The sequence below is a fragment of the Pinirhizobacter sp. genome, from assembly GCF_036499745.1.
Lineage (GTDB): Bacteria > Pseudomonadota > Gammaproteobacteria > Xanthomonadales > Rhodanobacteraceae > Pinirhizobacter.
In genome coordinates this window covers 1-23,701 of sequence record NZ_DASYDG010000015.1, presented here as the reverse complement: position 1 = coordinate 23,701, position 23,701 = coordinate 1, and the positions used below count along the sequence as shown (strand labels likewise).

Annotated in this window: 22 protein-coding genes and 1 pseudogene; 16 read left to right on the top strand and 7 right to left on the bottom strand. The window is 64.1% G+C overall.

Translation table 11 applies throughout. The features are described 5' to 3' along the window. The first annotated feature begins 3 nt into the window (after positions 1-3). From lepA to VGM61_RS05135, 11 genes and pseudogenes are all read left to right on the top strand, one after another. Positions 4-1,794, top strand: coding sequence for a translation elongation factor 4 (gene lepA, locus VGM61_RS05185; protein WP_331521668.1), 1,791 nt, complete (start codon positions 4-6; stop codon positions 1,792-1,794). A gap of 95 nt (positions 1,795-1,889) precedes the next feature. Beyond that, positions 1,890-2,804, top strand: coding sequence for a signal peptidase I (gene lepB / locus VGM61_RS05180; protein ID WP_331521667.1), 915 nt, complete (start codon positions 1,890-1,892; stop codon positions 2,802-2,804). Positions 2,805-2,895: 91 nt separating this feature from the next. Next, positions 2,896-3,276: a DUF4845 domain-containing protein gene (locus VGM61_RS05175; RefSeq protein ID WP_331521666.1), complete on the top strand. Its 381-nt coding sequence runs from the start codon at positions 2,896-2,898 to the stop codon at positions 3,274-3,276. 7 nt (positions 3,277-3,283) lie between these two features. Continuing rightward, positions 3,284-3,937, top strand: coding sequence for a ribonuclease III (gene rnc, locus VGM61_RS05170; RefSeq protein ID WP_331521808.1), 654 nt, complete (start codon positions 3,284-3,286; stop codon positions 3,935-3,937). After that, on the top strand, positions 3,934-4,869 hold the full coding sequence (gene era / locus VGM61_RS05165) for a GTPase Era (RefSeq protein ID WP_331521665.1): 936 nt from the start codon (positions 3,934-3,936) through the stop codon (positions 4,867-4,869). Before rnc ends, era begins: the two co-directional genes overlap by 4 nt. A gap of 12 nt (positions 4,870-4,881) precedes the next feature. Next, a complete protein-coding gene (gene recO, locus VGM61_RS05160; protein WP_331521664.1) occupies positions 4,882-5,592 on the top strand; it encodes a DNA repair protein RecO in 711 nt (236 codons plus the stop codon). A gap of 43 nt (positions 5,593-5,635) precedes the next feature. Further along, positions 5,636-6,394, top strand: coding sequence for an NAD kinase (locus VGM61_RS05155; protein ID WP_331521807.1), 759 nt, complete (start codon positions 5,636-5,638; stop codon positions 6,392-6,394). 42 nt (positions 6,395-6,436) lie between these two features. After that, a complete protein-coding gene (locus VGM61_RS05150) occupies positions 6,437-7,369 on the top strand; it encodes a 5'-nucleotidase (RefSeq protein ID WP_331521663.1) in 933 nt (310 codons plus the stop codon). Positions 7,370-7,449: 80 nt separating this feature from the next. After that, positions 7,450-10,920: a methylmalonyl-CoA mutase family protein gene (locus tag VGM61_RS05145; RefSeq protein ID WP_331521662.1), complete on the top strand. Its 3,471-nt coding sequence runs from the start codon at positions 7,450-7,452 to the stop codon at positions 10,918-10,920. 58 nt (positions 10,921-10,978) lie between these two features. Further along, complete coding sequence (locus VGM61_RS05140; RefSeq protein ID WP_331521661.1) at positions 10,979-11,782, top strand: DUF3014 domain-containing protein; 804 nt, start codon at positions 10,979-10,981, stop codon at positions 11,780-11,782. 83 nt (positions 11,783-11,865) lie between these two features. Then, positions 11,866-12,153, top strand: a pseudogene (locus VGM61_RS05135) (HigA family addiction module antitoxin); the annotation flags it as partial. 73 nt (positions 12,154-12,226) lie between these two features. Here VGM61_RS05135 and VGM61_RS05130 read toward each other — a convergent pair. Both VGM61_RS05130 and VGM61_RS05125 read right to left on the bottom strand, forming a co-directional pair. Then, positions 12,227-12,694: a DUF1203 domain-containing protein gene (locus VGM61_RS05130; RefSeq protein ID WP_331521660.1), complete on the bottom strand. Its 468-nt coding sequence runs from the start codon at positions 12,692-12,694 to the stop codon at positions 12,227-12,229. A gap of 88 nt (positions 12,695-12,782) precedes the next feature. Next, a complete protein-coding gene (locus VGM61_RS05125) occupies positions 12,783-13,472 on the bottom strand; it encodes a VIT family protein (RefSeq protein ID WP_331521659.1) in 690 nt (229 codons plus the stop codon). Positions 13,473-13,549: 77 nt separating this feature from the next. Between VGM61_RS05125 and VGM61_RS05120 the strand changes: the two genes are divergently transcribed. From VGM61_RS05120 to VGM61_RS05110, 3 genes are all read left to right on the top strand, one after another. Next, positions 13,550-13,990 carry a hypothetical protein gene (locus VGM61_RS05120; protein WP_331521658.1) on the top strand — a complete coding sequence of 147 codons (441 nt, stop codon included), beginning with the start codon at positions 13,550-13,552 and terminating at the stop codon, positions 13,988-13,990. Positions 13,991-14,088: 98 nt separating this feature from the next. Then, entirely contained in the window at positions 14,089-15,606 is a 1,518-nt protein-coding gene (locus VGM61_RS05115) for a fumarate hydratase (RefSeq protein WP_331521657.1), read from the top strand. 51 nt (positions 15,607-15,657) lie between these two features. Beyond that, the gene (locus tag VGM61_RS05110; protein WP_331521656.1) at positions 15,658-16,107 is read left to right on the top strand and encodes a PaaI family thioesterase; all 450 of its coding nucleotides are present in this window, start codon (positions 15,658-15,660) and stop codon (positions 16,105-16,107) included. A gap of 7 nt (positions 16,108-16,114) precedes the next feature. On the opposite strand, the gene VGM61_RS05105 is transcribed toward VGM61_RS05110, so the two are convergent. The 4 genes from VGM61_RS05105 to VGM61_RS05090 all read right to left on the bottom strand — a co-directional run bounded on the left by VGM61_RS05105 (position 16,115) and on the right by VGM61_RS05090 (position 20,492). Continuing rightward, on the bottom strand, positions 16,115-17,383 hold the full coding sequence (locus tag VGM61_RS05105; protein WP_331521655.1) for a carbohydrate porin: 1,269 nt from the start codon (positions 17,381-17,383) through the stop codon (positions 16,115-16,117). Positions 17,384-17,614: 231 nt separating this feature from the next. Next, on the bottom strand, positions 17,615-18,031 hold the full coding sequence (locus VGM61_RS05100; protein WP_331521654.1) for a hypothetical protein: 417 nt from the start codon (positions 18,029-18,031) through the stop codon (positions 17,615-17,617). Between the two features lie 94 nt (positions 18,032-18,125). Continuing rightward, the gene (locus tag VGM61_RS05095) at positions 18,126-18,545 is read right to left on the bottom strand and encodes a hypothetical protein (protein ID WP_331521653.1); all 420 of its coding nucleotides are present in this window, start codon (positions 18,543-18,545) and stop codon (positions 18,126-18,128) included. 21 nt (positions 18,546-18,566) lie between these two features. Continuing rightward, complete coding sequence (locus VGM61_RS05090) at positions 18,567-20,492, bottom strand: CocE/NonD family hydrolase (protein ID WP_331521652.1); 1,926 nt, start codon at positions 20,490-20,492, stop codon at positions 18,567-18,569. 99 nt (positions 20,493-20,591) lie between these two features. Here VGM61_RS05090 and VGM61_RS05085 point away from each other — a divergent pair, with 99 nt between their 5' ends. Together VGM61_RS05085 and VGM61_RS05080 are read left to right on the top strand one after the other, a co-directional pair. Beyond that, positions 20,592-21,263, top strand: a complete 672-nt coding sequence (locus VGM61_RS05085; protein ID WP_331521651.1) for an HAD family phosphatase — start codon at positions 20,592-20,594, stop codon at positions 21,261-21,263. Positions 21,264-21,328: 65 nt separating this feature from the next. Then, positions 21,329-21,823, top strand: coding sequence for a DUF6496 domain-containing protein (locus tag VGM61_RS05080; RefSeq protein WP_331521650.1), 495 nt, complete (start codon positions 21,329-21,331; stop codon positions 21,821-21,823). Positions 21,824-21,831: 8 nt separating this feature from the next. On the opposite strand, the gene ppk1 is transcribed toward VGM61_RS05080, so the two are convergent. Then, positions 21,832-23,701, bottom strand: a 1,870-nt coding sequence (gene ppk1, locus VGM61_RS05075; protein ID WP_331521649.1) for a polyphosphate kinase 1, incomplete at its 5' end; no start/stop codon positions are given.

Below are 23,701 nucleotides of genomic sequence, written 5' to 3'. Positions count from 1 at the left end.
TCCATGGATCTCATTCGCAACTTCTCCATCATTGCCCACATCGACCATGGCAAGTCCACGCTTGCTGATCGAATCATCCAGATCTGCGGCGGCCTGTCCGAACGCGAGATGGAAGCGCAGGTACTGGACAACAATCCCATCGAGCGCGAGCGTGGCATCACCATCAAGGCGCAGTCGGTGTCGTTGCCGTATAAGGCACGCGACGGCAAAACCTACCAGCTCAACTTCATCGACACCCCGGGCCACGTGGATTTCTCCTACGAGGTAAGCCGCTCGCTGGCCGCCTGCGAAGGTGCCCTGCTGGTGGTCGACGCCGCCCAGGGCGTGGAGGCGCAGTCGGTGGCCAACTGCTACACGGCGATCGAGCAGGGCCTGGAAGTGGTGCCGGTACTGAACAAGATCGACCTGCCCACCGCGGACATCGAGAAGGTCAAGGGCGAGATCGAGGCGGTGATCGGCATCGATGCCAGCGACGCCATTTCGATCAGTGCGAAAACCGGCCTCAACGTGGTCGAGGTGCTCGAGGCGATCATCGCCCGCATCCCGCCGCCCAAGCCGCGCGATACCGACCGCCTGCAGGCGTTGATCATCGATTCCTGGTTCGACAATTACCTGGGCGTGGTGTCCCTGGTGCGCGTGATGCAGGGCGAGATCAAGCCCGGCGACAAGATCCTGGTGATGTCCACCGGGCGCGTGCACCTGGTCGACGACGTCGGCGTGTTCACCCCGAAACTGAAGAAGCTCGACAAGTTGGGCGCGGGCGAGGTGGGCTGGATCAATGCCTCGATCAAGGACGTTCACGGCGCCCCGGTGGGCGACACGCTTACCCTTGCCAGCAAGCCGGCCGAGCACCCGCTGCCCGGCTTCCAGACCATGCAGCCGCGCGTCTTCGCAGGCCTTTTCCCGGTGTCGGCCGATGACTACCCCGCGCTTCGCGAGGCGCTGGACAAGCTGCGCCTGAACGATGCATCGATGTTCTTCGAGCCGGAGAGTTCCGAGGCCATGGGCTTCGGTTTCCGTTGCGGCTTCCTGGGCATGCTGCACATGGAGATCGTGCAGGAGCGCCTGGAGCGCGAATACGACCTCAACCTCATCAGCACCGCGCCCACGGTGGTGTACGAGGTGCTCAAGACCGACGGCAGCATCCTGAAGCTGGATAATCCGTCCAAGCTGCCGCCGATCCCGCAGATCCAGGAGATCCGCGAGCCGATCATCGTGGCCAGCATCCTTACCCCGCAGGCTTACGTCGGTAACGTGATCACGCTGTGCGAAGAAAAGCGTGGCGTGCAGCGTTCCATCCACTACCTGGCAACGCAGGTGCAGGTGACCTACGAGATCCCGCTGGCCGAAGTGGTGCTCGATTTCTTCGACCGGCTCAAGTCCGTCTCGCGTGGCTATGCGTCGATGGACTACCACATGGAGCGGTTCGACGCTGGTCCGTTCGTGCGCGTGGACGTATTGATCAACGGTGACCGGGTCGATGCGTTGAGCCTCATTGTTCACCGGTCGCACGCCGACCGCCGTGGCCGCGAACTGGTGGAGCGCATGAAGGATCTGATCCCCCGCCAGCAGTTCGACGTGGCGATCCAGGCTGCCGTCGGCGCCCAGGTGATCGCCCGCTCCACGGTGAAAGCGCTTCGAAAGAACGTGCTGGCCAAGTGCTACGGCGGCGACGTGTCGCGCAAGAAGAAATTGCTGGAGAAGCAGAAGGAAGGCAAGAAGCGCATGAAGCAGGTCGGTAGCGTGGAAATTCCCCAGGAAGCCTTCCTGGCGGTGCTCCGGACGGACAAATAACCCCGAAGGTCACGTATTCGCAAGCCGGTCGCCGGTGTTACCGTGCGGCCTTGTTGGCCGGCCCGGGAGTGGCGGCCTTGAACGATGGAGTAGGCATGGAATTCGATTTCGCGGCGATCCTCCTTGGCCTGACAGCGCTGTTCGGCGTGGTCTGGGCTTTCGACCGCCTGTTCCTGTACAAGGGACGCAAGGCCCGGACCGAAGCTTCCGGCGAGCCGCTGGTCGACCCCTGGCCCACCGACTGGGCCCGTTCGCTGTTCCCGGTGATCCTGATCGTGCTGTTGCTGCGTTCGTTCGTCGCCGAGCCGTTCCGCATCCCCTCAGGCTCGATGATGCCCACCTTGAACGTGGGTGATTTCATCCTGGTCAACAAATTCGCCTACGGCCTGCGCATGCCGGCCTTCAACAACAAGCTGGTGTCCATCGGTGAGCCGCGCCGCGGCGATGTGGTGGTGTTCCGGTTCCCCGGGTACATCTGCCAGGTCGACGGCCAGGTACTGCGCAGTGGCGACCAGTCCTGCGAAGACCCGCATACGCCGGTGCCCAACCAGAACTGGATCAAGCGCGTGATCGGCCTGCCCGGCGACCGCATCGAGTCGCGCGGCAGCGAGCTCTACATCAATGGCGAACGGGTGGTGGACGACGCCATCGGCCCGTACGAGGGCGATCCGCGACTGGCCGAGGACAGCCTGATGCTGGCCAACGGGGCCACGCTCTGGACCGAGCACCTGCCAGGTACCGCAGGCGCGCCTGGCGTGGACCACCGCATCGCGCTGATGCCTGCCTACAACATCCCGCACGACATCCCCAATGGTGACGTTCCCACGGTCGTACCGCAGGGGTGCTACATCGTGATGGGCGACAATCGCTACAACAGCACCGATAGCCGCTGGTGGGGCTGCATGCCCGAGAAGAACCTGGTGGGCAAGGCGTTCGTCGTCTGGCTGAGCTGGAAAGGCCTGGATTTCCCCTGGCTGGACTTCCCGCGCATGGGCCGGGTGATCCATTGATCCATCCCGGCTCGGGCGCGGAGCGGTTATGCTTTGCCCGCGGCGCGCCACGGGTGCGGGCTCACGATCCATTCTTCGGGGGGAGACAGTCATGAAAGGCAGGCAATCAGGCGTCACGCTGGTCGGTTTCATCATCATCCTGGCCGTGGTCGGGTTCTTCGCCTATGCGGCGATGAAGCTGGTGCCTGCCTATACGGAATTCATGGGCGTGCAGAAGGCGATGACGCAGATCGGTGCCGCGGGCACCTCGGGCAAGACACTCGACGACATCCGCCGCGACCTCATGTTCAAGATGAATTTCCAGTACGTGGACGACGCCACCATCAAGCCGAAGGACATCACCGTGCAGCGGCAGGGCAATGCGGCCACGCTGCATGTGCAATACGACAAGATCATCCCGTTCATGTACAACATCTCGCTGCTCCTGCATTTCGAGACATCCAAGCCGCTCGCAGGTGACATCGCGCAATGAGGAAGGTGTGAAGCCGCTGCATCGTTTCGCCGATCCGGCGCTGGCCCAGCTGGCGCTGACACACCGCAGCGCCGGACGTCCCAATAACGAGCGGCTCGAATTCCTCGGCGATGCCCTTCTGGGTTCGATGGTGGCCGAGATGCTCTATCAGGCGCATCCCAAGGCCAGTGAGGGCGAACTCTCGCGGCTGCGCGCCCAGATGGTGAACGGCCAGGCGCTGGCCGTGGTGGCCAAATCGCTGGAGATCGGCGACGACCTGAAACTTGGCCCCGGCGAGTTGAAGAGCGGCGGCTTCCGTCGCGAGTCGATCCTCGCCGATGCGTTCGAGGCGCTGATTGCGGCCATTTACCTGGACGCCGGCTTCGACGCTTGCCGCGAAGTGGTGCGCGGCCTCTTCGCCGACCAGGTGGCTGCGATGCCGCGTTCGAGCAAGGACGCCAAGACGCGCCTGCAGGAATGGCTCCAGGGCAGGGGCCTGCCCCTGCCTACCTATGAATTGATCGACAGCCACGGCGAAGACCACGCCAAGACCTTCGACATCAGCTGCACGATCGCCGACCCCATCACTTGCCGCGTCGAAGGGCGCGGCGGCAGCCGCCGGGCTGCCGAACAGGAAGCTGCCGAGGCCGTGCTGGCTCGCCTGCTGGAGCAAACCGCATGAACGAAGAATCCACCATCGAAAACGAAAACAAACCGGTTGTCCCCGCCGACTACCGCTGCGGTTTCGTGGCCCTGGCCGGTCGGCCGAACGTGGGCAAGTCCACCTTGCTCAATGCCCTGGTGGGATTCCGCCTATCTGCCGTGAGCCCCCGTCCGCAAACCACGCGCCACCGCATCCTGGGCATCGCCACGCGACCTGCAGGCCAGATCCTGTACGTGGACACCCCGGGCCTGCATCGCGGCGCGAAGCGGGCGATGAACCGAAGCATCAACCGCACCGCGCGTTCAGCCATGTCGGACGTCGATGTCGGCGTGCAGGTGATCGAGGCTAATCGCTGGACGGATGAGGACACCGCCGTGCACGCGGTGTTGTCCGAACAATCCGCACCGCGCATCCTGGTGATCAACAAGGTGGACCTGGCCAAGGATAAAGCGGCGATGCTGCCGTTTGTCGCCGATCTCACCACCAAACATGCCTTTGACGAGGTGCATTACGTCAGTGCACTCAAGCGCAAGGGTCTGGAAGAGCTCGAGCGCAGCCTGATCGCACGCCTGCCCCAGGCCCCGCCTGTGTATGGCGAGGACGAAATAACCGATCGCAGCGAACGCTTCCTGGCCTCGGAGATGGTCCGCGAACAGCTGATGCGCCGGCTCGACCAGGAACTGCCTTATGCCACCACGGTAGAGATCGAGCAGTTCGTCGACCGCGAGGATGGCGTGGCGGAGATCCACGCCATCATCTGGGTTGAACGTGACGGCCAGAAGGCGATCGTCATCGGCCATGGCGGCGCGCAGCTGAAGGCCATCGGCAGTGCCGCGCGCAAGGCGATGGAAAGCGTTTTCGAACGCAAGGTATTCCTCAAGCTCTGGGTGAAAGTGCGTGAGGGCTGGGCCGACGATGAGAACGCACTCAAGCGCTTCGGCTACGAATAAGCCCTGGGCGCCATGCGCATCGACCAGCAACCCACGTTCGTGCTGCATGGGCGGCCGTATCGCGAGACATCGCTGCTGCTTGAATGCCTTACCCGCGACCATGGCCGCATAGGCGTAGTGGCCCGCGGGGTGCGCAGGGAGCGGGCCAGGCTGCAGCGCTCGCAGCTCGAACCCTTCCAGCCCATGGCGCTGGATCTTCTGCTCCGCGGTGAACTGGCCACTTTGCGTGCCGCCGAGCCCATCGGCCAGCCGATGCGGCTGGCGGGTGATGCGCTGATGTCGGGGCTGTACCTCAACGAGCTCATCGTGCGCCTGACAGCGCGTCACGATCCGCAGCCTGCCGTGTTTGACGCCTACGGCGATACACTGCTGCGGCTTGCCGATGGCGAGCCAGTGGGCTGGACTTTGCGACGCTTCGAACGCGACCTGCTCGATGCCCTGGGCTACGCCCTGGCACTGGAGTACGAAGGTGACAGCGGCCAGCCCCTGGTGCCGGGAGGAAGCTATCGCTACGAACCGGAACTGGGCGCCGTGCCTGCGCGCCCCAACGAGCCGCACACGGTGCGGGGACGAGACCTGCTGGACCTCGCCGCCGACCAGTGTCCGGATACCGCCGGGCTCGCCGCCCTGCGCCGGCTGATGCGCCAGGTGATCACCTTCCACCTCGGTGGAGGCGAACTACGGGCATGGAAGCTGCTGGGGCAGCCCGGCGCTCACCGTTGATTCGGGTAAGCTTCAGGCTCCCCGGCCCGTGATCTCTTCACCCATGCGCCTTTCGTTCGTCGCCAGCAGCACCTCCATCGCCCGAAAGGCCCGCGAAGCACTGGTGGAACGCTATGGCGACGTCCCCCTGGCCGAGGCCGAGACCGTGGTGGCCCTGGGTGGCGATGGCTTCATGCTGCGTGCCCTGCACGATGCTCGCTCGCTGGGCGTACCGGTTTACGGCATGAAGCTGGGCAAGGTCGGTTTCCTGATGAACCGCCACGAGCTTCCCGATCTCGTCGAGCGCATCGAGCGCGCGCACCCGGCGATCCTGCATCCGCTGGAAATGACATGTACCTGCATCGATGGCCAGGAGCACAAGGCATTGGCCTTCAACGAGGTGTCGCTGATCCGCCAGACCAACCAGGCAGCGCATCTGCAGGTCCGCATCAACGAACTGGTGAAGCTCGACGAGCTTGTCTGCGATGGCATCCTGGTGTCCACGCCGGCCGGTTCCACGGCCTATAACTTCTCAGCCCACGGGCCGATCCTGCCCCTGGACGCCAATGTGCTCGCCCTCACCCCGATCAGCCCGTTCCGCCCGCGTCGCTGGCGCGGCGCCATCCTGCCGCACGCCTCGCGCGTGGGATTCACCATCAAGGACCCGGACAAGCGGCCGGTGAGCGCCACAGCCGACTTCCACGAAGTGCGCGATGTGCACAGCGTGGAGATCCGCCAGTCGCGGCGGCACGGCGTGCGCCTGCTCTTCGATCCGGAACACAACCTGCAGCAGCGCATCCTTGACGAGCAGTTCGCCCTGTAGATCGGTGGTAAATTCACACGGTGCCCTTCGGAGCCTGAAGCTGTGTCCCAGCCGCCTGAAACCAACGCCCACGCGAAGGAAGCCACCGGCGACAACCGCCTGGTGGTGGCCATTTCCTCGCGCGCGCTGTTTGACATGGGCAATAGCCACGAGCTCTTCGAGCGCGAGGGGCTGGACGCCTACCGCCAGTTCCAGATCGAAAAGGAAGACGAGCTGCTCGAGCCGGGCGTGGCCTTTCCGCTGGTGCAGAAGCTCCTGGGGCTGAACCGCCTGGCCGGTGATGTTCCACCGGTGGAAGTGATCCTGCTCTCGCGCAATTCTGGCGATACGGGGTTGCGCATCTTCAATGCGATCCAGCACTACGAACTGGGCATCAGCCGTGCGGCGTTCACCAGCGGTGCGCCCACATCCGATTACATCGCGCCGTTCCGCGCCGATCTTTTCCTCTCGGCCAATCCCGAGGACGTCGGTCGCGCCTTGCGCGCGGGAGTTGCCGCGGCCACCATCCTGCCGTCCACCGCGCCGCCGCGTTCGAGCGAGCAATTGCGCATTGCCTTCGACGGCGATGCGGTGATCTTTGGCGACGAAGGCGAACGCGTCTCGCGCGAGGAGGGCATCGAGGCCTTCCACCGCAATGAGAGCGAACGCTGGGCCGAACCGCTCTCCGGAGGACCGTTCCGAGGGTTCCTGTCGGCGCTGCACCGGCTGCAGGCGGCTTTTCCGGCCGAGGATTCCCCCATCCGCACGGCCCTGGTCACCGCCCGTTCCGCGCCGGCGCACAAGCGCGTCATCCTTACCCTTCGACGGTGGGGCGTGCGCATCGACGAGGCGCTGTTCCTGGGCGGGCGCGACAAGGGGCCGTTCCTGGAAGCCTTCGGCGCCGATATCTTCTTCGATGACTCCCCGGCCAACGTGGAATCCGCGCGCCGCCACGTGGCCACCGGCCACGTACCGCACGGCGTCTCCAACCCCTAGTTTTTTGCACTGCAACAGGCCGATCACGGGCCCCCCGGTACAATGGCCGCTCCCCGCACGCCGTCGTACCCGGAGTACCCATGAGCACCCAGCCCAAGCATGTTCCCGCCAGTGACGCCCGGGGTGAACGCGCCCCGTTGCGTTTCGTCACCGCGGCGAGCCTGTTCGATGGCCACGATGCGGCGATCAACATCATGCGCCGCATCATCCAGGCGCAGGGCGCCGAGGTGATCCACCTGGGCCATAACCGTTCGGTGGAAGATGTTGTCCGCGCGGCCCTGCAGGAAGATGCCGACGCCATCGCATTGTCGTCGTACCAGGGCGGCCACGTGGAGTACTTCAAGTACATGGTGGACATGCTGCGCGAACGCGGCGCAGCCCATATTCGTGTGTTCGGAGGCGGTGGCGGCACCATCACGCCTGAGGAAATCCGCGAGCTGCAAGCTTACGGCGTAGAGCGCATCTACCATCCGAACGACGGCATGAAGCTCGGCCTGGTGGAGATGATCGAGGACGTCGTCAAGCGCACCCGCGCGGCGGCCGATGAACGTGCCACCGCAGTGAAGGAACATCCCACCGAAGCGAAGGTGAGCGATGAGATCTCCATCGGCGCCACGCTGACGGCGATCGAAGAGGGCATGTATTCGGAAGGCGAGCTTACCCGCTTGCGCAAGGCGTGGGAGCTGGCCGGTCGCAAGACGCCTGTGCTCGGCCTTACCGGCACCGGCGGCGCGGGTAAATCCAGCGTGGTCGACGAACTGCTGTTGCGCTTCCTGCACGCATTCCCTGACATGCGTATCGCCGTGCTGGCGGTGGATCCCACCCGCCGCCGTAGCGGGGGCGCCCTGTTGGGCGACCGCATCCGGATGAATTCCCTGCGTTCAGAACGCGTGTACATGCGGTCGATGGCCACGCGCCGCCAGCACGCGGCGGTGAACGAAATGCTCCACGACTGCATCAACTTCCTCAAGAGCCAGGCCTACGACCTGGTGATCGTGGAAACCGCCGGTATCGGCCAGAGCGATTCGGAAATCGTCGACCTGGTCGATTTCCCGATGTACGTGATGACCAGCGAATACGGCGCGGCCAGCCAGCTGGAGAAGATCGACATGATCGACTTCGCCGAACTGATCGTGCTGAACAAGTTCGATAAGCGTGGGGCCGAAGACGCGCTGCGTGACGTGCGCAAGCAGTGGAAGCGCAACCGCAATGCGTTCACCCTAGCCGATGCGGATGTCCCGGTATATCCGTCCATCGCCAGCCAGTTCAACGATCCGGGTGTCACCTGGATGTTCTCGAATCTCTGCCGCCTGCTGCGCGAAAAGCTCAGCCTTCCCGCCGATCGCTGGACGCCGTCGCTGGACACCACCTTGAAGGAGCCGCGCGCCACGGTATTGATTCCTGGAAACCGCGTGCGTTACCTGGCCGAGATCGCCGAGCAGGGCAGGGGGATCAATGCCGGCATCGCCCGCGAGGCCGAGGCCGCCAGCAAGGCGCAGCACTACTTCGAATCACTCAAGGATATCGGCGACGAGGAACTCCCCCGCGCGCTGGATCTCTACGACCACGATGCCGTGTCGCCCAAGGCCGCCGGTGTCGACCGCAGCATGCTTACATTGCGCCAGCGCTATAACGAGGCCGTGCGCGAACTCTCTGCCGACGCTGTAAGCCTGCTGCGAGAATGGCCGGCGCGGTACGAGTCGGTCACGGCCGAGTTCAACGAATACCAGGTTCGAGAAAAGGTCATTCGTGTAGAGAACTACCGTACCTCGCTCAGCCACCAGAAGATTCCCAAGGTGTCGCCGCCGAAATCGAAGGACTGGGGCGAACTTCTATCGTTCCTGATGCGCGAGAACCTGCCGGGCGGTTACCCGTATACCGGTGGCGTGTTCCCGTATCGCCGCGTCGGCGAAGACCCCACCCGCATGTTTGCCGGTGAAGGCACGCCTGAACGCACCAACCGCCGCTTCCATTACCTGTCGCTGGGCGGTGGGGCGGCGCGTCTTTCCACGGCCTTCGACTCGGTCACCCTGTACGGCGAAGATCCCGCCCCGCGTCCTGATATCTACGGCAAGATCGGTAACTCAGGTGTGTCCATCGCCACGCTGGACGACATGAAGAAGCTCTATTCCGGCTTCGACCTGTCGGCGCCGACGACATCGGTATCGATGACCATCAACGGTCCGGCGCCGATCATCCTTGCCATGTTCATGAACACGGCCATCGACCAGAACGTGGAGAAATACCTCAACGAGGAACCCGCTCGTTGGGAAGCCGCCAGGGCGCGAATCGCCGAACTCTACCCGCAAGGCGGACGCCCGGAATACTTTGGCGAACTGCCCCAGGGCAACGACGGCCTGGGCCTGGGCCTGTTGGGAGTTTCAGGCTACGAAGTGGTGGATGAAGAAACATATGCGCGGATCAAGGCCTATACGCTGGCCACCGTGCGCGGCACCGTTCAGGCGGACATCCTGAAGGAAGACCAGGCGCAGAACACCTGCATCTTCTCCACCGAGTTCGCTCTGCGCATGATGGGTGATATCCAGCAGTACTTCGTCGATCATAAGGTGCGGAATTTCTATTCCGTGTCGATCTCCGGGTATCACATCGCCGAGGCAGGGGCGAACCCGATCAGCCAGCTTGCCTTTACCCTGTCCAACGGCTTCACCATCGTCGAGTACTACCTCGCCCGCGGCATGAAGGTGGACGACTTCGCGGCCAACCTGTCGTTCTTCTTTTCCAACGGCATGGATCCGGAATATACCGTGATAGGCCGCGTGGCGCGGCGCATCTGGGCCCGCGCCATGCGCGAGCGCTACGGTGCCAGCGCGCGCAGCCAGATGCTGAAGTACCACATCCAGACCTCCGGCCGTTCGCTGCATGCGCAGGAGATCCAGTTCAACGACATCCGCACCACCTTGCAGGCGCTTTACGCGTTGTTCGACAACTGCAATTCCCTGCACACCAACGCCTACGACGAGGCCATCACCACGCCCACGGAAGAAAGCGTGCGCCGCGCGGTGGCGATCCAGCTGATCATCAATCGCGAGCTCGGCCTGAACTTTAACGAAAATCCCTGGCAGGGGAGCTATGTGGTTGACGCGCTGACCGATCTGGTGGAAGAGGCCGTCTACAAGGAATTCGAGGCCATCAGTGAGCGCGGCGGCGTACTGGGTGCCATGGACACCATGTACCAGCGCGGCAAGATCCAGGAAGAGTCGATGTACTACGAGCAGAAGAAGCACGACGGCTCGCTGCCCCTGATCGGCGTCAACACCTTCCTGCCCAAGGATCACGGCGGCGAGATCGCCACCGAGATCGAACTGATCCGTTCCACCGAGGGCGAAAAGGGCCAGCAGATCGACAACGTGCATCGCTACGGCCGTGCCAGGAATGCGCTGGCCCCGGAAAGCCTGCGCACCCTGCAGGCTACCGCGCGTGACCGCCGTAACGTCTTTGAACAGTTGATCGATGCGGTGAAGTACAACTCGCTGGGCCAGATCAGCCACGCACTGTACGATGTGGGTGGCGAATACCGACGAAATATGTAGGGAACCTCCGACCCGCACAGAGGGTCGAAAGATATGGTGAAGCAATAAAGGCAGCGTGATGGCACAACGCACCCCGGTCTTTTCCTGGCTCCTGGCCGTTATCGTTCTGGTGGCGGTGGGAGCCGGTGGCTACTGGTTCTGGCGCAAGGCGACGGCGCCGGAACCTGCGCCGGTGGCGGCCCTGCCACCGCCCGCGCCGGCATCTTCCACACCGGCGACTCCTGTCGTGCAGCACCCCATCGGCGCGGCAGGCCCCGCGTCACCGTCCTCGGCGCCGCTTCCTCTTTTGAGCGACAGCGATACGCTTGCCGCCGAAGGCCTGTCCGACCTTGCCGGCATCGGCAACCTCGATGGCCTGCTCCTTCGCCAGCAGGTGATCGGCCGTATCGTCGCCACGGTGGACGCGCTGCCGCGCCACGCCCTGGCCTCCCGGTTGTTGCCGGTAAAGACGGCGGGCGGGAAATTCCTGGTGTCCAGCGACGGCAGCATCGATCCGAAGAACGAAGCACGCTACGGGCGTTACCTGGCGGTGGTTGAGCACGTGAACCCGCGTGCTGCCGCTGCCTGGTACGTCCGCTTCTACCCATTGTTCCAGCAGGCATACAAGGAACTGGGCTACCCCACCGGCTACTTCAACGACCGCCTGGTGGTGGCGATCGACGACATGCTCGCCGCGCCTGAGCCGAAGGGTCCGATCGCGGTGGTGCAGGACCGCGGGCATTACGCCTTTGCCGATCCTCAGCTTCAATCAGCATCCGTCGGCCAGAAGATGCTGATCCGGCAAGGACCCGATGGCGAAGCGAAAGTAAAGGCGAAACTCCGCGAGCTTCGCGACGCGATCACGGCCGCCCAGCCTCACTGAGCCGTACTCGCAGACCTGCCCGGCGGGAGAGCGATGGCGACGCGCACGACGTGGTCATTGTCGATTATCACTGAGGTCCAGCTATGGCATGTCTTCCCAATTTTCATCCCGGTGAGGTGCTGTTCCATGAGTTTCTGGAACCGCTTGTCATCAGCCAGAATGCGTTGGCGCGGGCCATGGACGTGCCACCGCGGCGAATCAACGAAATCGTGCTCGGCAAGCGCGGAATCACGGCGGACACGGCGGTCCGCCTGGCTTGTGCACTGGGGAACAGTGAGCAGTTCTGGATCGGGTTGCAGTCGGATTACGACCTGGAAGAAGCTCATCGTTCGATCGGACGGGCCATTCATCGCATCGCCCACCTTACTGCCGATGCGTGTGAAGCCGTGACAGCCCTGCGGAAGGGTCGCCAGGCCCGTCCGACAAGACCTGCGTAGCTGACTGTCAGCCCCTGTCGATGCGTCCGGCGTAGCAACCCGGCCCGGCGTAGTGGGCGTGGATATAAGCCACCCGCTCATCGGCCAGCCACTCCTGTACGGTCGGTTCCATGGCATCGCCAAGCATCACGGCTGCTTCCTGCAACATGTCCTGCGCATCGAAGGCACGTAGCGACATCATCCGTCTGCGGAACAGCAAGGGGATCTCGTCGTGGAAGGTTGCCGCGGTGGTGGCGCCCTCCAGCACGAACACGGCGTGGCGCGAACGATAGGGGGTGTCGGCCGGCTGGTGTTCGTAGTTCACCAGCAGCAGTGACTCACCGGGGCGGGCGTCGCGCAGCTCCACGCGGTCGGGGAAGCCACCCTCGGCACCTGCGACATAGCGCGCCGCGCGGTGTGCATGCAGTGCTTCGTCGGGCAGGTGGTAGAGATGGATGAAGGGCGTGGGGTCGAGGCCCGAAATGCGATAGGACATGCGTGCGATGCCTGGTGGTTGTGGTGCGTCAAGCATTGCGCGATGCAATGACCACGCCCATCGGCAGCTTGCTGTTGAATCGTTTTCTTCAGCTGCCGAACAGATGACCGACGGCGGCGGTGATCCCCATCGCCAGCGCACCCCAGCAAAAGACACGCCATGCGCCGCGCCAGACCGGGGCGTTTCCAACCCGCGCCGCTGCGGCGCCGAGGATAAGCAGGCTTGCCAGCGCGGTACCGATAATCGCGAACACCACCATTGCTGCCGGGGCTACTGCCACGGTGACCAGGGGCACCGACGCGCCAAGCGAAAAAGCCAGCGCCGATGCCATTGACGCCTGTACCGGACGTGCGCGCAGTTCCTCGGTGATACCCAGTTCATCGCGCGCATGGGCGCCCAGGGCGTCGTGGGCCATCAATTGCGTGGCAACGTCATGGGCCAGCGCGGCGTCAAGGCCACGCATCTGGTAGATGTGCGTCAGCTCCGCCAGCTCATGGTCGGGATCGGTGGCCAGTTCCTGGCGCTCAAGTGCGAGGTCGGCATGTTCGGTGTCGGCCTGCGAACGAACCGAGACATATTCACCCGCCGCCATCGACATCGCGCCGGCGATCAGGCCCGCTGCGCAGGTAGCCATCAACGTACCCTGGGTCTGGCCTGATGCCGCCACGCCCACGGCAAGGCTTGCCACCGAGATCACGCCGTCATTGGCGCCCAGTACCGCGGCGCGAAGCCAGGCGACGCGCCCGGAGGCGTGGGTTTCAGGATGGCGTCTTGACATCGTGACTTCCGGCCGGTCGACGCAGGCAGCATAGCGGCGCTAGCATCGTGGTGGAATGAACAACTCACAAGCCATGCATGCGTGATCGCACCCACCCAAGGCGGTCCGATGCCGTACTTCGTGACGCGGCGGCTTGCGTGCTTGCCCTGCTGGTGGTGGTAGCGCCACTGGTGCTGCCGCATCTGGATCCATGGCGGCAACCCGGCACGGGGTGGCATCGCAAGGCGCCCAATGCCTTTGCCCTGCGCCTGCTCGATTCGGGCCGATACGTGGCACTGGGCGATTGCGGCACCTGTGAGGGCAATGCCTCGAAAGGGCAATGGGTGCGCCACGGCGCCACCATCACGTTGCGCAACGATGCACCGCCGCATGCCCATGCGCAGTTCATGGAGTTCGATTTCCGCGGTTGCCCGCTATTGGTGGAAGAGCGTTATGCCGTATCCGCCGATGACCAGTTATTGGCCATGGCCTTTGCCCGCGACGACACCGCCTGCCACGGGCTTGGTCAGACAGGCTAAATGGTGGCCGGGCCACGCCAGGGCGCGCCCCACGCGGCCTGCGCCGCCCGCAGGTGGGCTAAAATGGCTGCTTTGCCGTCAAAGCCAGCCGCCAAGCCATGACCTCGATCAAGCAGGAAGACCTCATCCAGAGCGTTGCCGACGCCCTGCAATACATTTCCTATTACCACCCGGTGGATTACATCAAGAACCTCGCCGCTGCCTACGAGCGCGAGGAATCACCGGCGGCCAGGGATGCCATGGCCCAGATCCTGATCAACTCGCGTATGTGCGCCGAAGGCCATCGGCCGATCTGCCAGGACACCGGCATCGTCACGGTGTTCCTGAAGATCGGCATGGATGTGCATTGGGCCGACGCCACGATGGGCGTGGAAGACATGTGCAACGAGGGTGTGCGCCGCGCCTATAACGATCCGGACAACAAGCTTCGCGCTTCGGTACTGGCCGATCCGGCAGGCAAGCGCAGCAACACCCGTGACAACACGCCGGCGGTGGTGAACGTGTCGGTGGTGCCGGGTAACAAGTTGGATGTGATCGTCGCCGCCAAAGGCGGTGGTTCGGAAGCCAAATCCAAGTTCGTGATGTTGAACCCGTCCGATTCGATCGTCGACTGGGTGATCAAGACCGTACCCACCATGGGTGCGGGCTGGTGTCCGCCGGGCATGCTCGGTATCGGCATCGGCGGTACGGCCGAGAAGGCCATGCTGCTGGCCAAGGAAGCGCTGATGGAGCCGATCGACATCACCGACCTGATCGCCCGTGGTCCTGCGAACCGCGCCGAGGAACTGCGCCTGGAGCTGTATGACAAGGTCAACGCATTGGGCATCGGCGCGCAGGGCCTGGGCGGCCTCACCACCGTGCTCGACATCAAGGTCAAGGACTACCCCACACACGCGGCGAACCTGCCTGTGGCGATGATCCCCAACTGCGCGGCCACCCGCCATGCGCATTTCGTGCTGGATGGTTCAGGGCCGGTAGCGCTGGATCCGCCGTCGCTGGAAGACTGGCCCAAGCTTACCTACGATGCCTCGAAGGGGCGCCGGGTAAACCTCGACACCGTTACCCGTGAGGAAGTGACGGCGTGGAAACCAGGCGAGGTGCTGCTCCTGAACGGCAAGCTCCTGACTGGTCGTGACGCCGCCCACAAACGCATGGTGGAGATGCTCGACCGGGGCGAGAAACTGCCGGTGGATTTCACCAACCGCTTCATCTACTACGTGGGTCCGGTTGATCCCGTGCGCGATGAAGTGGTCGGTCCCGCTGGCCCCACGACTGCTACGCGCATGGACAAATTCACCCGGCAAATGCTGGAGGTCACGGGCCTGCTCGGCATGGTCGGCAAGGCCGAGCGTGGACCTGCGGGCATCGAGGCTATCCGCGACAACAAGGCGGTGTACCTGATGGCCGTGGGCGGCGCGGCGTATCTGGTGTCCAAGGCGATCAAGGCCTCGCGTACCGTGGCCTTCGAGGACCTGGGCATGGAAGCGATCTACGAATTCGACGTGGTCGACATGCCGGTGACGGTGGCCGTGGACAGCACGGGAAGCTCGGTGCACAAGACCGGTCCACGCGAATGGCAGTCGCGCATCGGCAAGATTCCGGTGGTCGTGGAATAAGCGGGCAATGGCTTGTATGATGGTCATAATCCAAAAAAGGAGATGGCCGTTATGTCGCTGGCTGATGAAATCGCGCGGGGCCTGACCGGCCTTGAACAATTGAAGGCCCTGAAGGCCTCTGGCCGGTGGCCGGGCATCGCCATCTCGCTGGACTTCGACCTGGTCGAGGTGGACGAAGGCTTCGCGGTATTCGCCGGCATTCCCGGCGACCACGCCTATAACCCCATCGGCATGATCCACGGCGGCTATGCCGCCACCTTGCTCGATTCATGCTGCGGCTGCGCCGTGCACAGCAAACTTGCCGCCGACCAGGCGTACACCACGCTGGAACTGAAGGTGGCTTACCACAAGGCCCTTACGCGCGACTCAGGCCGTGTCCGTGCCGAGGGCCGGGTGGTGACCATCGGTCGCCGCGCGGCTTTCGCCGAAGGGCGCCTGCTGGGTGAGGATGGCAAGCTTTACGCCTCTGCCACCTCTACCCTGTTGGTGATCCAGCGCTAACCTGGGCTTAGACGTCCACGTTGAACTTCAATCCCAGCACCGTGGCATTGTCGTTGCGCGACGAGCCACCGGGATGCTTGATGTACTGCACGTTGGGGCGAAGCATCAGCCAGCCGGTAGGCCGGTAGGTGTAATAAAGCTCCGCCACGCCTTCATAACCGCCCACCGGCGCACGCCACCAGGGCCACAGGCCGTTGAACTGTCGATGCTGACGGATGACGCGACTGTTCACGTGCGTCGTGCCGATGGCAAAGCCGATGTCGTCCAGGGGACGGGATGCGAAAGGGGCGCCCCAGTTGCCGCCAATGGCGATCTGGCGATCGGTCGTGCTGGTACGGCGATCAGCCTGCGTGGCATTGAGGAACAGCCGCACGTTCGTCGACACCTGCTGCTCGAAGTTGACGTATCCGCCGTACGCACCGCGGCGCTGGGCGGCGGGCAGGCGGCTCAGCACCTGCGAACCGCCTTCGATGTCGGTGTAGACGTCGTCGCGCCGCGAGGTGTCATACCAGGCTCCGAACTTGTAGCTACCGTCGAGTTCACCGAAGGTGGGCTTGACACCGAACTCCAGCAGGATCAACGCACCGGTGGTGCCGGCGGGATTGTTTATCCCGAAGGCGTTGCGGTTCTGCAGATAGGCCGGGTTCACCTGGTAGGCGCCGACCTTCACATAGGTGGTGGTACCGGTTTTCGCCGTCAGCACCAGTCCCCACTGGCTTACCGGCCAGTTGTACCAGTAGTTGCCCACCAGATTGCCTGGCTGCGAACCGCAGAAGGTGAGGTTCTGGAAGGCGCAGTCGAAGGCGGCGAAATCCTCGCCGACCGTCATCCGCCCGAATTTCACCGAGAGCGCCTGGTTAAAATACGCCTGGCGATACCACAGTTGCGTCAGCCGCCAGGTCTGGCCGCGTCCATACACTTCCTGCACCTGCTGCAAGGTGCCCAGGCGGGCATCGTCGCTCAGGTTGCGGCCGGCGCGGTGGGTGATGGCCACACGGAACTCCCCATCGTGCCAGCCGTAGAGCTTGTCGAGGTCAAGGTCGGCTAGAAGGCCGAGCTGCCCGCTGATGCGGTTGAGCGGGCGATCACCGCCGCTGTAGTTGCGTGCAGCCTCCGCGGTGTAATTGATCGAGAACGCCACGCCACGATCGGCCAGGTGCGTGCGCATACCGTTCCAATCACCGGTAAGGGCTTCGTCGGCGACGTCGGCCAGGGCCGTGGCGGGGGCGAGAACAGACGCCAGGGCCAGGCGGCCGGCGAGCGGGATCAAACGCATGGGTGCTCCTTGCATATGCCGGCGCGCATCCATTGCGCGTCGGGGGCGGCGGTCGCCCGGAGCGGGAACCGTCGTGCAGTAGAGGCGTGTTGTCCAGCCTGCAAACACGTGAACGGCAACTTTTACGACAGATTCGATACGGGCTGGATGAGGCGAGCCCGAGGACGACACAGCAAACCGGATCACCCCCATGGAGAGAGGGTGATCGGTTGATTGCGATACCGGGGAGATTTAGCCCTGGTCGCTCGTCGATTTCCTGTCCTGCCACTTCTGGCGCATCTTCTCCCGCATCGCCTGCCACTGCTGGCGCTGTGCATCGGTGAGTACGGCATCGATCTGCGACTGCGACGACTTCATTGCCTCGCGCACCTTCTGGCGCTGGGCCATCGGGTCGGCGCCGTTGTCGGACTTCAGCGAGGCCATCTGTTGCTGCCGCTGCTGCAGGATGGCTGCGATCTTGTTCGACTGGTCGGGCGTGAGGTTCAGCATTTTGGTCAGGCGCTGGGCCTGGTGCTCGGGATCCGGCTGGCGGTGTCCCTGCATGGCGCCGGCGGCCGGGGCGGCGTCCGGGGTGTCCTGGGCAAGGACGATGCCCGACGCGCCGAAGGCGATCAGCAGGCTGGCAACGAGGGGGAGGGTCTTGGACATGGTTTGCGCTCCGATGGTGGTGGGAGATCAAACGCGTGCACGCCGGGCGCGTTGACACGGCCCATGCATGGGGCATGCTTTTGCGAAAACGTATTTATTCGCCGGTCGGTTTGCCCGCCTGGGACTTTCGCGCTGCGACGAGGTGGCGCACATAGCCGGACCAGACGACAAACAGCACGCCGCACACGACCGCGATGGCGGCGATGATGTTGAAGCTGTCGGCGCTACCGAGCGACGCCTGCTGTACGCGGACGAGCCAGTCGAGCGAGAACCCCATGCGCCGTGCCGCGTCCACCACCGGCGATAGCCAGGCCATCCAGGCCAACGCGGTCACACCGAAGAAAAGCATGCCGCCGAGCGTCACTTTTCGTGCAATTGCGTCCGTGCCGTGCAGGCGTCGAGCGACGATTTCCCGGCAGGCCCGCGGGCGCGCCGCATGGATGGGAAGCTCGGTGCCTTTGCGATGGTGAATTGATCGATGCATGTGGTCCGTAAAGCAACGAACGGGCCACATGCATCACTGTCCTGGAATTCCCTAGTTCCCGGCGACGGGAAGGTCCAGGTGGCTGTCGCTGAAGATGCGCTGGGTGGCCTTTTTGTAGTCACCGGGCCTGGCGAAGAAGATGTTGTCCACGTAGGTCTGCGGGTTGCGGTCGTACAGCGGGAACCAGCTGGACTGCACCTGCACCATCAGGCGGTGGCCCGGCAGGAACACGTGGTCGGCGGTGGGTAGCGGGAAGGAATAATCCAGTGGCGCGCCGGCCTGGATGGGTTTGGCCACGGTGAACCCCTCGCGGTAGCGGCCGCGCAGGATGTCGCCGGCGATCATCAGCTGGTAACCGCCCATGGCCGCGTCCATCGGCTCCATGTCCGGATAGACGTCGATCAGCTTCACCACCCAGTCGCTGTCCGTGCCGGTGGTGCTGGCGCGCAGGTGCACCACGGGCTGGCCGCGGATCACCAGCGGCTGGGTGAGTACGTCGGAGGTCCAGGAAACCACGTCAGGGCGGCCGGAGGCCTCGCGCTGGTCGTCCACCAGCCATTCCGACCAGGTCTGCCCCGGGTCGTAACCGACCGGCTGGATCGGCCGGGCGCGGAAGGGCACGGGCTTGGCGGGATCGGACACATATTCCTGGTAGGCCTCGCCCGATGGCTTGGCGAAGCCGAGCTTGCCGTCGCCGCCGAGGTAGAGAGCACGCGCCTGCGTCGTCACCGGCCACTGGCGGAAGGTGCGCCAGACATTGCTGCCGGTTTCGTACGCGGTGACGGGAGCCACCGGGTTGGCCGGTGCGTCGTCCTTGAGGTAATGCGCCAGGAACGGACGCAGGATCTTCTGTCGGAAGTAAAGACCCGTGTCAGAACCAAACTGCACCGCACCAAGCGAACTGGCGTTCTCGATCTCCTGGCCGTGGTGCCAGGGTCCCATCACCAGGAACACCTTGTCGTTGCCGGTGTCCTTGGGCTTGATCGCCTTGTACACGGCGATCGCGCCATAGATGTCTTCCTGATCCCATAGCGAGTGCACCAGCATGGTGGGTACCTTCAGCGGCTGCCCGGCCAGGACCTTGTCCACTGCCTGGTCGCTCCAGAAGCTGTCGTAGGCCGGATGGGCAATGAGCTTGCGCCAGAAACCGACCTGCTCAAGGCCATAGCGACGCGCCATCTCGCCGGTGGCACCGGCGCGCAGGTACAGGTCGTATTCGTCGTGTACCGATGAATTGAACTTGATCTCGTTCTTTCGGCTGGCTGCCTGTTCAAGGATGTACGGCAGGTTCTGCGCGCGGAAGGCACCATTGTGGAACCAGTCGTCGCCCATCCAGCCATCGACCATCGGGTTCATCGGCACGGCTACCTTCAGCGCCGGGTGTGGATTCACCAGCGACATCAGCGGCTCGAAACCGTCATAGGAAATGCCGATGGTGCCCACGCGGCCGTTGGACTCGGGGATGTTTTTCACCAACCAGTCGATGGTGTCGTAGGTGTCGGTGGCTTCGTCGACGGGCGTGGGGTTCTGCGGCCCATGCAGCGGCCGGTTCATCACGTAGTCGCCCTCTGAACCGTACTTGCCGCGGATGTCCTGCACCACGCGAATGTAACCGTCCTGGACGATCACGTCCGGTGCGTTGTCGTAACCGTTCAGGGTGGCGCCGAGGTTGCCGGTGTGGCCGTGCGTGGTCAGTTCATCGGCGTCGTAGGGCGTACGCGTGAGCAGGATGCCGGCGCGGTGGGCACCCTTGGGAACCAGGATCACCGTATGCAACTTGACCCCGTCACGCATGGGAATCATCACCTGGCGCCGTTCGTAGTCGAAGCCCTCGCTGCTCTGCGTGAAAGTGGCCGGGGTCTCCGAAGGGTAGTTCGGGTATTGCGGTGCGGTGGCCTCCTGGGCAGCGGCGGCGCTGGACAGGGCAAAAGCGATAAGCGCGGCAAGGCGCCACGAAAAACGCGAGGTGCAAGGCATGAGATGGGACCCCTTCGGACGGATTGACCCACTCTAGCGACGCCCCGGCGGACTGCCTAGGGGTAAAATCTCGCGTTTGCACCTCCCATGGGCCATTGCATGCTGACCTTGGACTTCCTCCCGGCCGCCGTGGTGTTCGACATGGACGGCCTGATCTTCGACACCGAAACCCTTTACCGCGATGCCATGCTGGCGGCATCGGCCGAGCGCGGCGTGGTCATGCCGATGGCGTTGTACCTGCGCCTGATCGGCCTGCACGGCCCCCGGGCACGCGAACTGGTGCTTGAAGAGCTGGGGCCCGGCACCGACGTCGACGGCCTGTGGAACGCCGCTAACAGCCGCTTCGCAGCCATGCTCGACACCCAGCTGGCGGTGAAGGCGGGCGTGGTGGAGTTGCTCGATACACTCGACCGCCTGCAACTGCCACGAGCCATCGCCACCTCGTCATCGCATGCGGCGGCCGCGCATCATTTGGCGGCGCATCGGCTTACCGACCGGTTCCATGCGGTGATCGCCGCAGGCGACTACGAACACGGCAAGCCCGCACCCGATCCCTACCTTCTGGCCGCCGAGCGGCTTGGCGTGCCGGCGGACCAGTGCCTGGCGCTTGAGGATTCCCATAACGGCGTGCGCGCGGCCCTGGCCGCGGGCATGGTGACGGTGATGGTGCCGGACCTGCTCGAGCCGGACCTCGATGTGCTCGCCGGCCGCGCGCGCGTGGTTGGAACCTTGCACGATGTGGAGCGCGCGCTCGCTTTGCATGGACATTGACTTGCCGTCCGGTTCACGTAACGGCGCGGAGCATGGCGTGCACTGCCAGCCACGGAGCATCCACCATGCCCGAGAAGAAGACCCAAGACCGCGTCCGCGCCGACAAGCGCGCGGGGAAGTCCGCCAGCACGCAGGCCGGCGAATACGTCCATGAGGAAATCGAACACGTCCGCGAAGGCAAGCATGGCGCCCGCTCGGCCAAACAGGCCATCGCCATCGGCCTGTCCAAGGCACGCCGCGCCGGCGTCAAGGCGCCGGTGAAAAAAACCGCGAGCAAGGCAACGAAGAAGAAGGCCGCACAAGACACCGCAGCTTCCCATCGCAAGGGCGCGGCAAAGAAGACATCGACCAGGCGGTCGACGGCCACGAAGAAGGCGCTCAAGCGCGAGGGTACGGCGTCGGCCAGCAAGACGGCGTTATCCCGCCAGGGCAAGGCGGCCGCGCGCAAGCGTCCGGCAGCAGCGCGCAGCGCGGCGGCAAAGAAGGCCGCGCGGACCAAGGGCCCGGCCGTGCGCAAGGCTGCGGCCAAAAAGGCGGCACGCAAGCGCGCCGCCAGCTGAACCGGTAATCAGCTCGGCTGCGCGGGAGCGGCCGAGAGCTTCTCAAGCAACTGCATCTGCACGTCGCGGGGTGGCTGCGTATGGGTGGTACGTACATAGGACCCGTCGGCCTGCAGGATCCAGGCATTGGCGTTGTCGGCCATGTACATGTCCAGTTCCTTCTTCACCCGCTGCTGCAGCTTTTTCCCCTCGATGGGGAAGCCGGTTTCCACACGCCGGTCGAGGTTGCGTTCCATAAGGTCGGCGCTGGCCAGGTACAACAGTGGCTCGCCGGCGTTGTGGAACCAGTAGGCACGGCTGTGCTCCAGGAAGCGGCCGACGATGCTGCGCACGCGAATGTTCTGCGAGATACCGGGCACGCCGGGGCGCAGACAACACATGCCGCGCACGATCAGGTCGACTTTTACGCCGGCGATCGAGGCCCGGTAAAGTGCGCGGATCACCTTCGGGTCGGTGATGGCATTAACCTTGATGACGATCTGCGCTGGTGCGCCCGCCGCCGCGCGGCCCGTCTCGGCGGAAATAAGTTCCAGCAGGGTCTTCTTCAGTGTGAATGGCGCGCGCAGCAGGCGCTTCATGCGCAGTACCTTGCCCATGCCGGTAAGTTCGCTGAAGAGGCGGTGCACGTCCTCGCAGAGGGCTTCGTCGGAGGTGAGCAGGCTGTAGTCGGTGTAGAGGCGTGCGTTGCCGGTGTGGTAGTTGCCGGTACCCAGGTGCGCATAGCGCACCAGCACACCGTTCTCGCGACGCTGAACCAGCATCATCTTGGCGTGGGTTTTTACCCCCACAACGCCGTAGATGACAATCGCGCCGGCGGTCTGCAGGCGCGAGGCCAGCGACAGGTTCGATTCCTCGTCGAAGCGCGCGCGCAGTTCCACCACGGCGGTCACTTCCTTGCCGGCACGGGCCGCTTCCACCAGGGCATCGACGATTTCCGACGTAGCGCCGCTGCGATACAGCGTCTGCTTGATGGTAAGTACCTGCGGATCCTTGGCCGCCTGGCGCAGCAGGTCCACCACCGGTGTGAACGATTCATAGGGGTGCAGCAGCAGGATGTCGTGGGCGGCGATCGCCTGGAAGATGTCCACGCCGGCACGCAGCGATTTGGGCAGCGAGGGTACGAAGGTCGGGTACTGCAGGCGGGCGAACTCAGGCAACGCGGCGATGGGGAAGAGGCGTGCGAGGTTGACCGGGCCGTTTACCTCGTAGAGTTCATCCGGGCCCAGCGCGAATTGCTTGAGCAGGTAATCGCTCAGCGGCCGGGGGCAGTTGTCGGCCACTTCCAGGCGTACGCCATCGCCGAAGCGGCGCGATGAAAGCTCGCCGCGCAGCGCGCGGGCGAGGTCATCCACTTCGTCGGCATCGATGGAGAGGTCGGCGTTTCGGGTAAGGCGAAACTGATAGCAACCGAGCACCTTCATGCCCGGGAAAAGTTCCTCGGCATGGGCGTGGATGATCGAGGAAAGCAGGATGAAGTTGTCGCCATCGACGATGACTTCATCGGGCAGCTTGATGATGCGCGGCAGGATGCGCGGCGCCGGCACGATGGCCAGGCCCGAATCACGGCCGAAGGCGTCCACGCCTTCCAGTTGCACGATGAAGTTCAGGCTCTTGTTGACCAGGCGGGGGAACGGGTGGGTGGGATCCAGCCCGATCGGCGTCACCAGCGGCGCCACTTCCTGGCGGAAGTAACGGCGCACCCAGAGTTTCTGCTTGTTGGTCCACTGTGTGCGGCGGACGATGCGGATCTTGCGCTCGGCCAGGGCCGGCATGATCTGCTCGTTCAATATCCTGTACTGGCGCTCGATCACCTTGTGCGCCAGTTCGGAAATCTCAGCCAGCGCCCGCTTTGGGCTGATGCCGTCGGCGCCGATCAAT

Bases quoted from the DNA above. Each gene is read 5' to 3' on its own strand.
- lepA (WP_331521668.1), top strand. From the start codon at position 4: ATGGATCTCATTCGCAACTTCTCCATCATTGCCCACATCGACCATGGC.
- lepB (WP_331521667.1), top strand. From the start codon at position 1,890: ATGGAATTCGATTTCGCGGCGATCCTCCTTGGCCTGACAGCGCTGTTC.
- VGM61_RS05175 (WP_331521666.1), top strand. From the start codon at position 2,896: ATGAAAGGCAGGCAATCAGGCGTCACGCTGGTCGGTTTCATCATCATC.
- era (WP_331521665.1), top strand. From the start codon at position 3,934: ATGAACGAAGAATCCACCATCGAAAACGAAAACAAACCGGTTGTCCCC.
- recO (WP_331521664.1), top strand. From the start codon at position 4,882: ATGCGCATCGACCAGCAACCCACGTTCGTGCTGCATGGGCGGCCGTAT.
- VGM61_RS05155 (WP_331521807.1), top strand. From the start codon at position 5,636: ATGCGCCTTTCGTTCGTCGCCAGCAGCACCTCCATCGCCCGAAAGGCC.
- VGM61_RS05145 (WP_331521662.1), top strand. From the start codon at position 7,450: ATGAGCACCCAGCCCAAGCATGTTCCCGCCAGTGACGCCCGGGGTGAA.
- VGM61_RS05140 (WP_331521661.1), top strand. From the start codon at position 10,979: ATGGCACAACGCACCCCGGTCTTTTCCTGGCTCCTGGCCGTTATCGTT.
- VGM61_RS05130 (WP_331521660.1), bottom strand. From the start codon at position 12,694: ATGTCCTATCGCATTTCGGGCCTCGACCCCACGCCCTTCATCCATCTC.
- VGM61_RS05125 (WP_331521659.1), bottom strand. From the start codon at position 13,472: ATGTCAAGACGCCATCCTGAAACCCACGCCTCCGGGCGCGTCGCCTGG.
- VGM61_RS05120 (WP_331521658.1), top strand. From the start codon at position 13,550: ATGCGTGATCGCACCCACCCAAGGCGGTCCGATGCCGTACTTCGTGAC.
- VGM61_RS05115 (WP_331521657.1), top strand. From the start codon at position 14,089: ATGACCTCGATCAAGCAGGAAGACCTCATCCAGAGCGTTGCCGACGCC.
- VGM61_RS05110 (WP_331521656.1), top strand. From the start codon at position 15,658: ATGTCGCTGGCTGATGAAATCGCGCGGGGCCTGACCGGCCTTGAACAA.
- VGM61_RS05105 (WP_331521655.1), bottom strand. From the start codon at position 17,383: ATGCGTTTGATCCCGCTCGCCGGCCGCCTGGCCCTGGCGTCTGTTCTC.
- VGM61_RS05100 (WP_331521654.1), bottom strand. From the start codon at position 18,031: ATGTCCAAGACCCTCCCCCTCGTTGCCAGCCTGCTGATCGCCTTCGGC.
- VGM61_RS05095 (WP_331521653.1), bottom strand. From the start codon at position 18,545: ATGTGGCCCGTTCGTTGCTTTACGGACCACATGCATCGATCAATTCAC.
- VGM61_RS05090 (WP_331521652.1), bottom strand. From the start codon at position 20,492: ATGCCTTGCACCTCGCGTTTTTCGTGGCGCCTTGCCGCGCTTATCGCT.
- VGM61_RS05085 (WP_331521651.1), top strand. From the start codon at position 20,592: ATGCTGACCTTGGACTTCCTCCCGGCCGCCGTGGTGTTCGACATGGAC.
- VGM61_RS05080 (WP_331521650.1), top strand. From the start codon at position 21,329: ATGCCCGAGAAGAAGACCCAAGACCGCGTCCGCGCCGACAAGCGCGCG.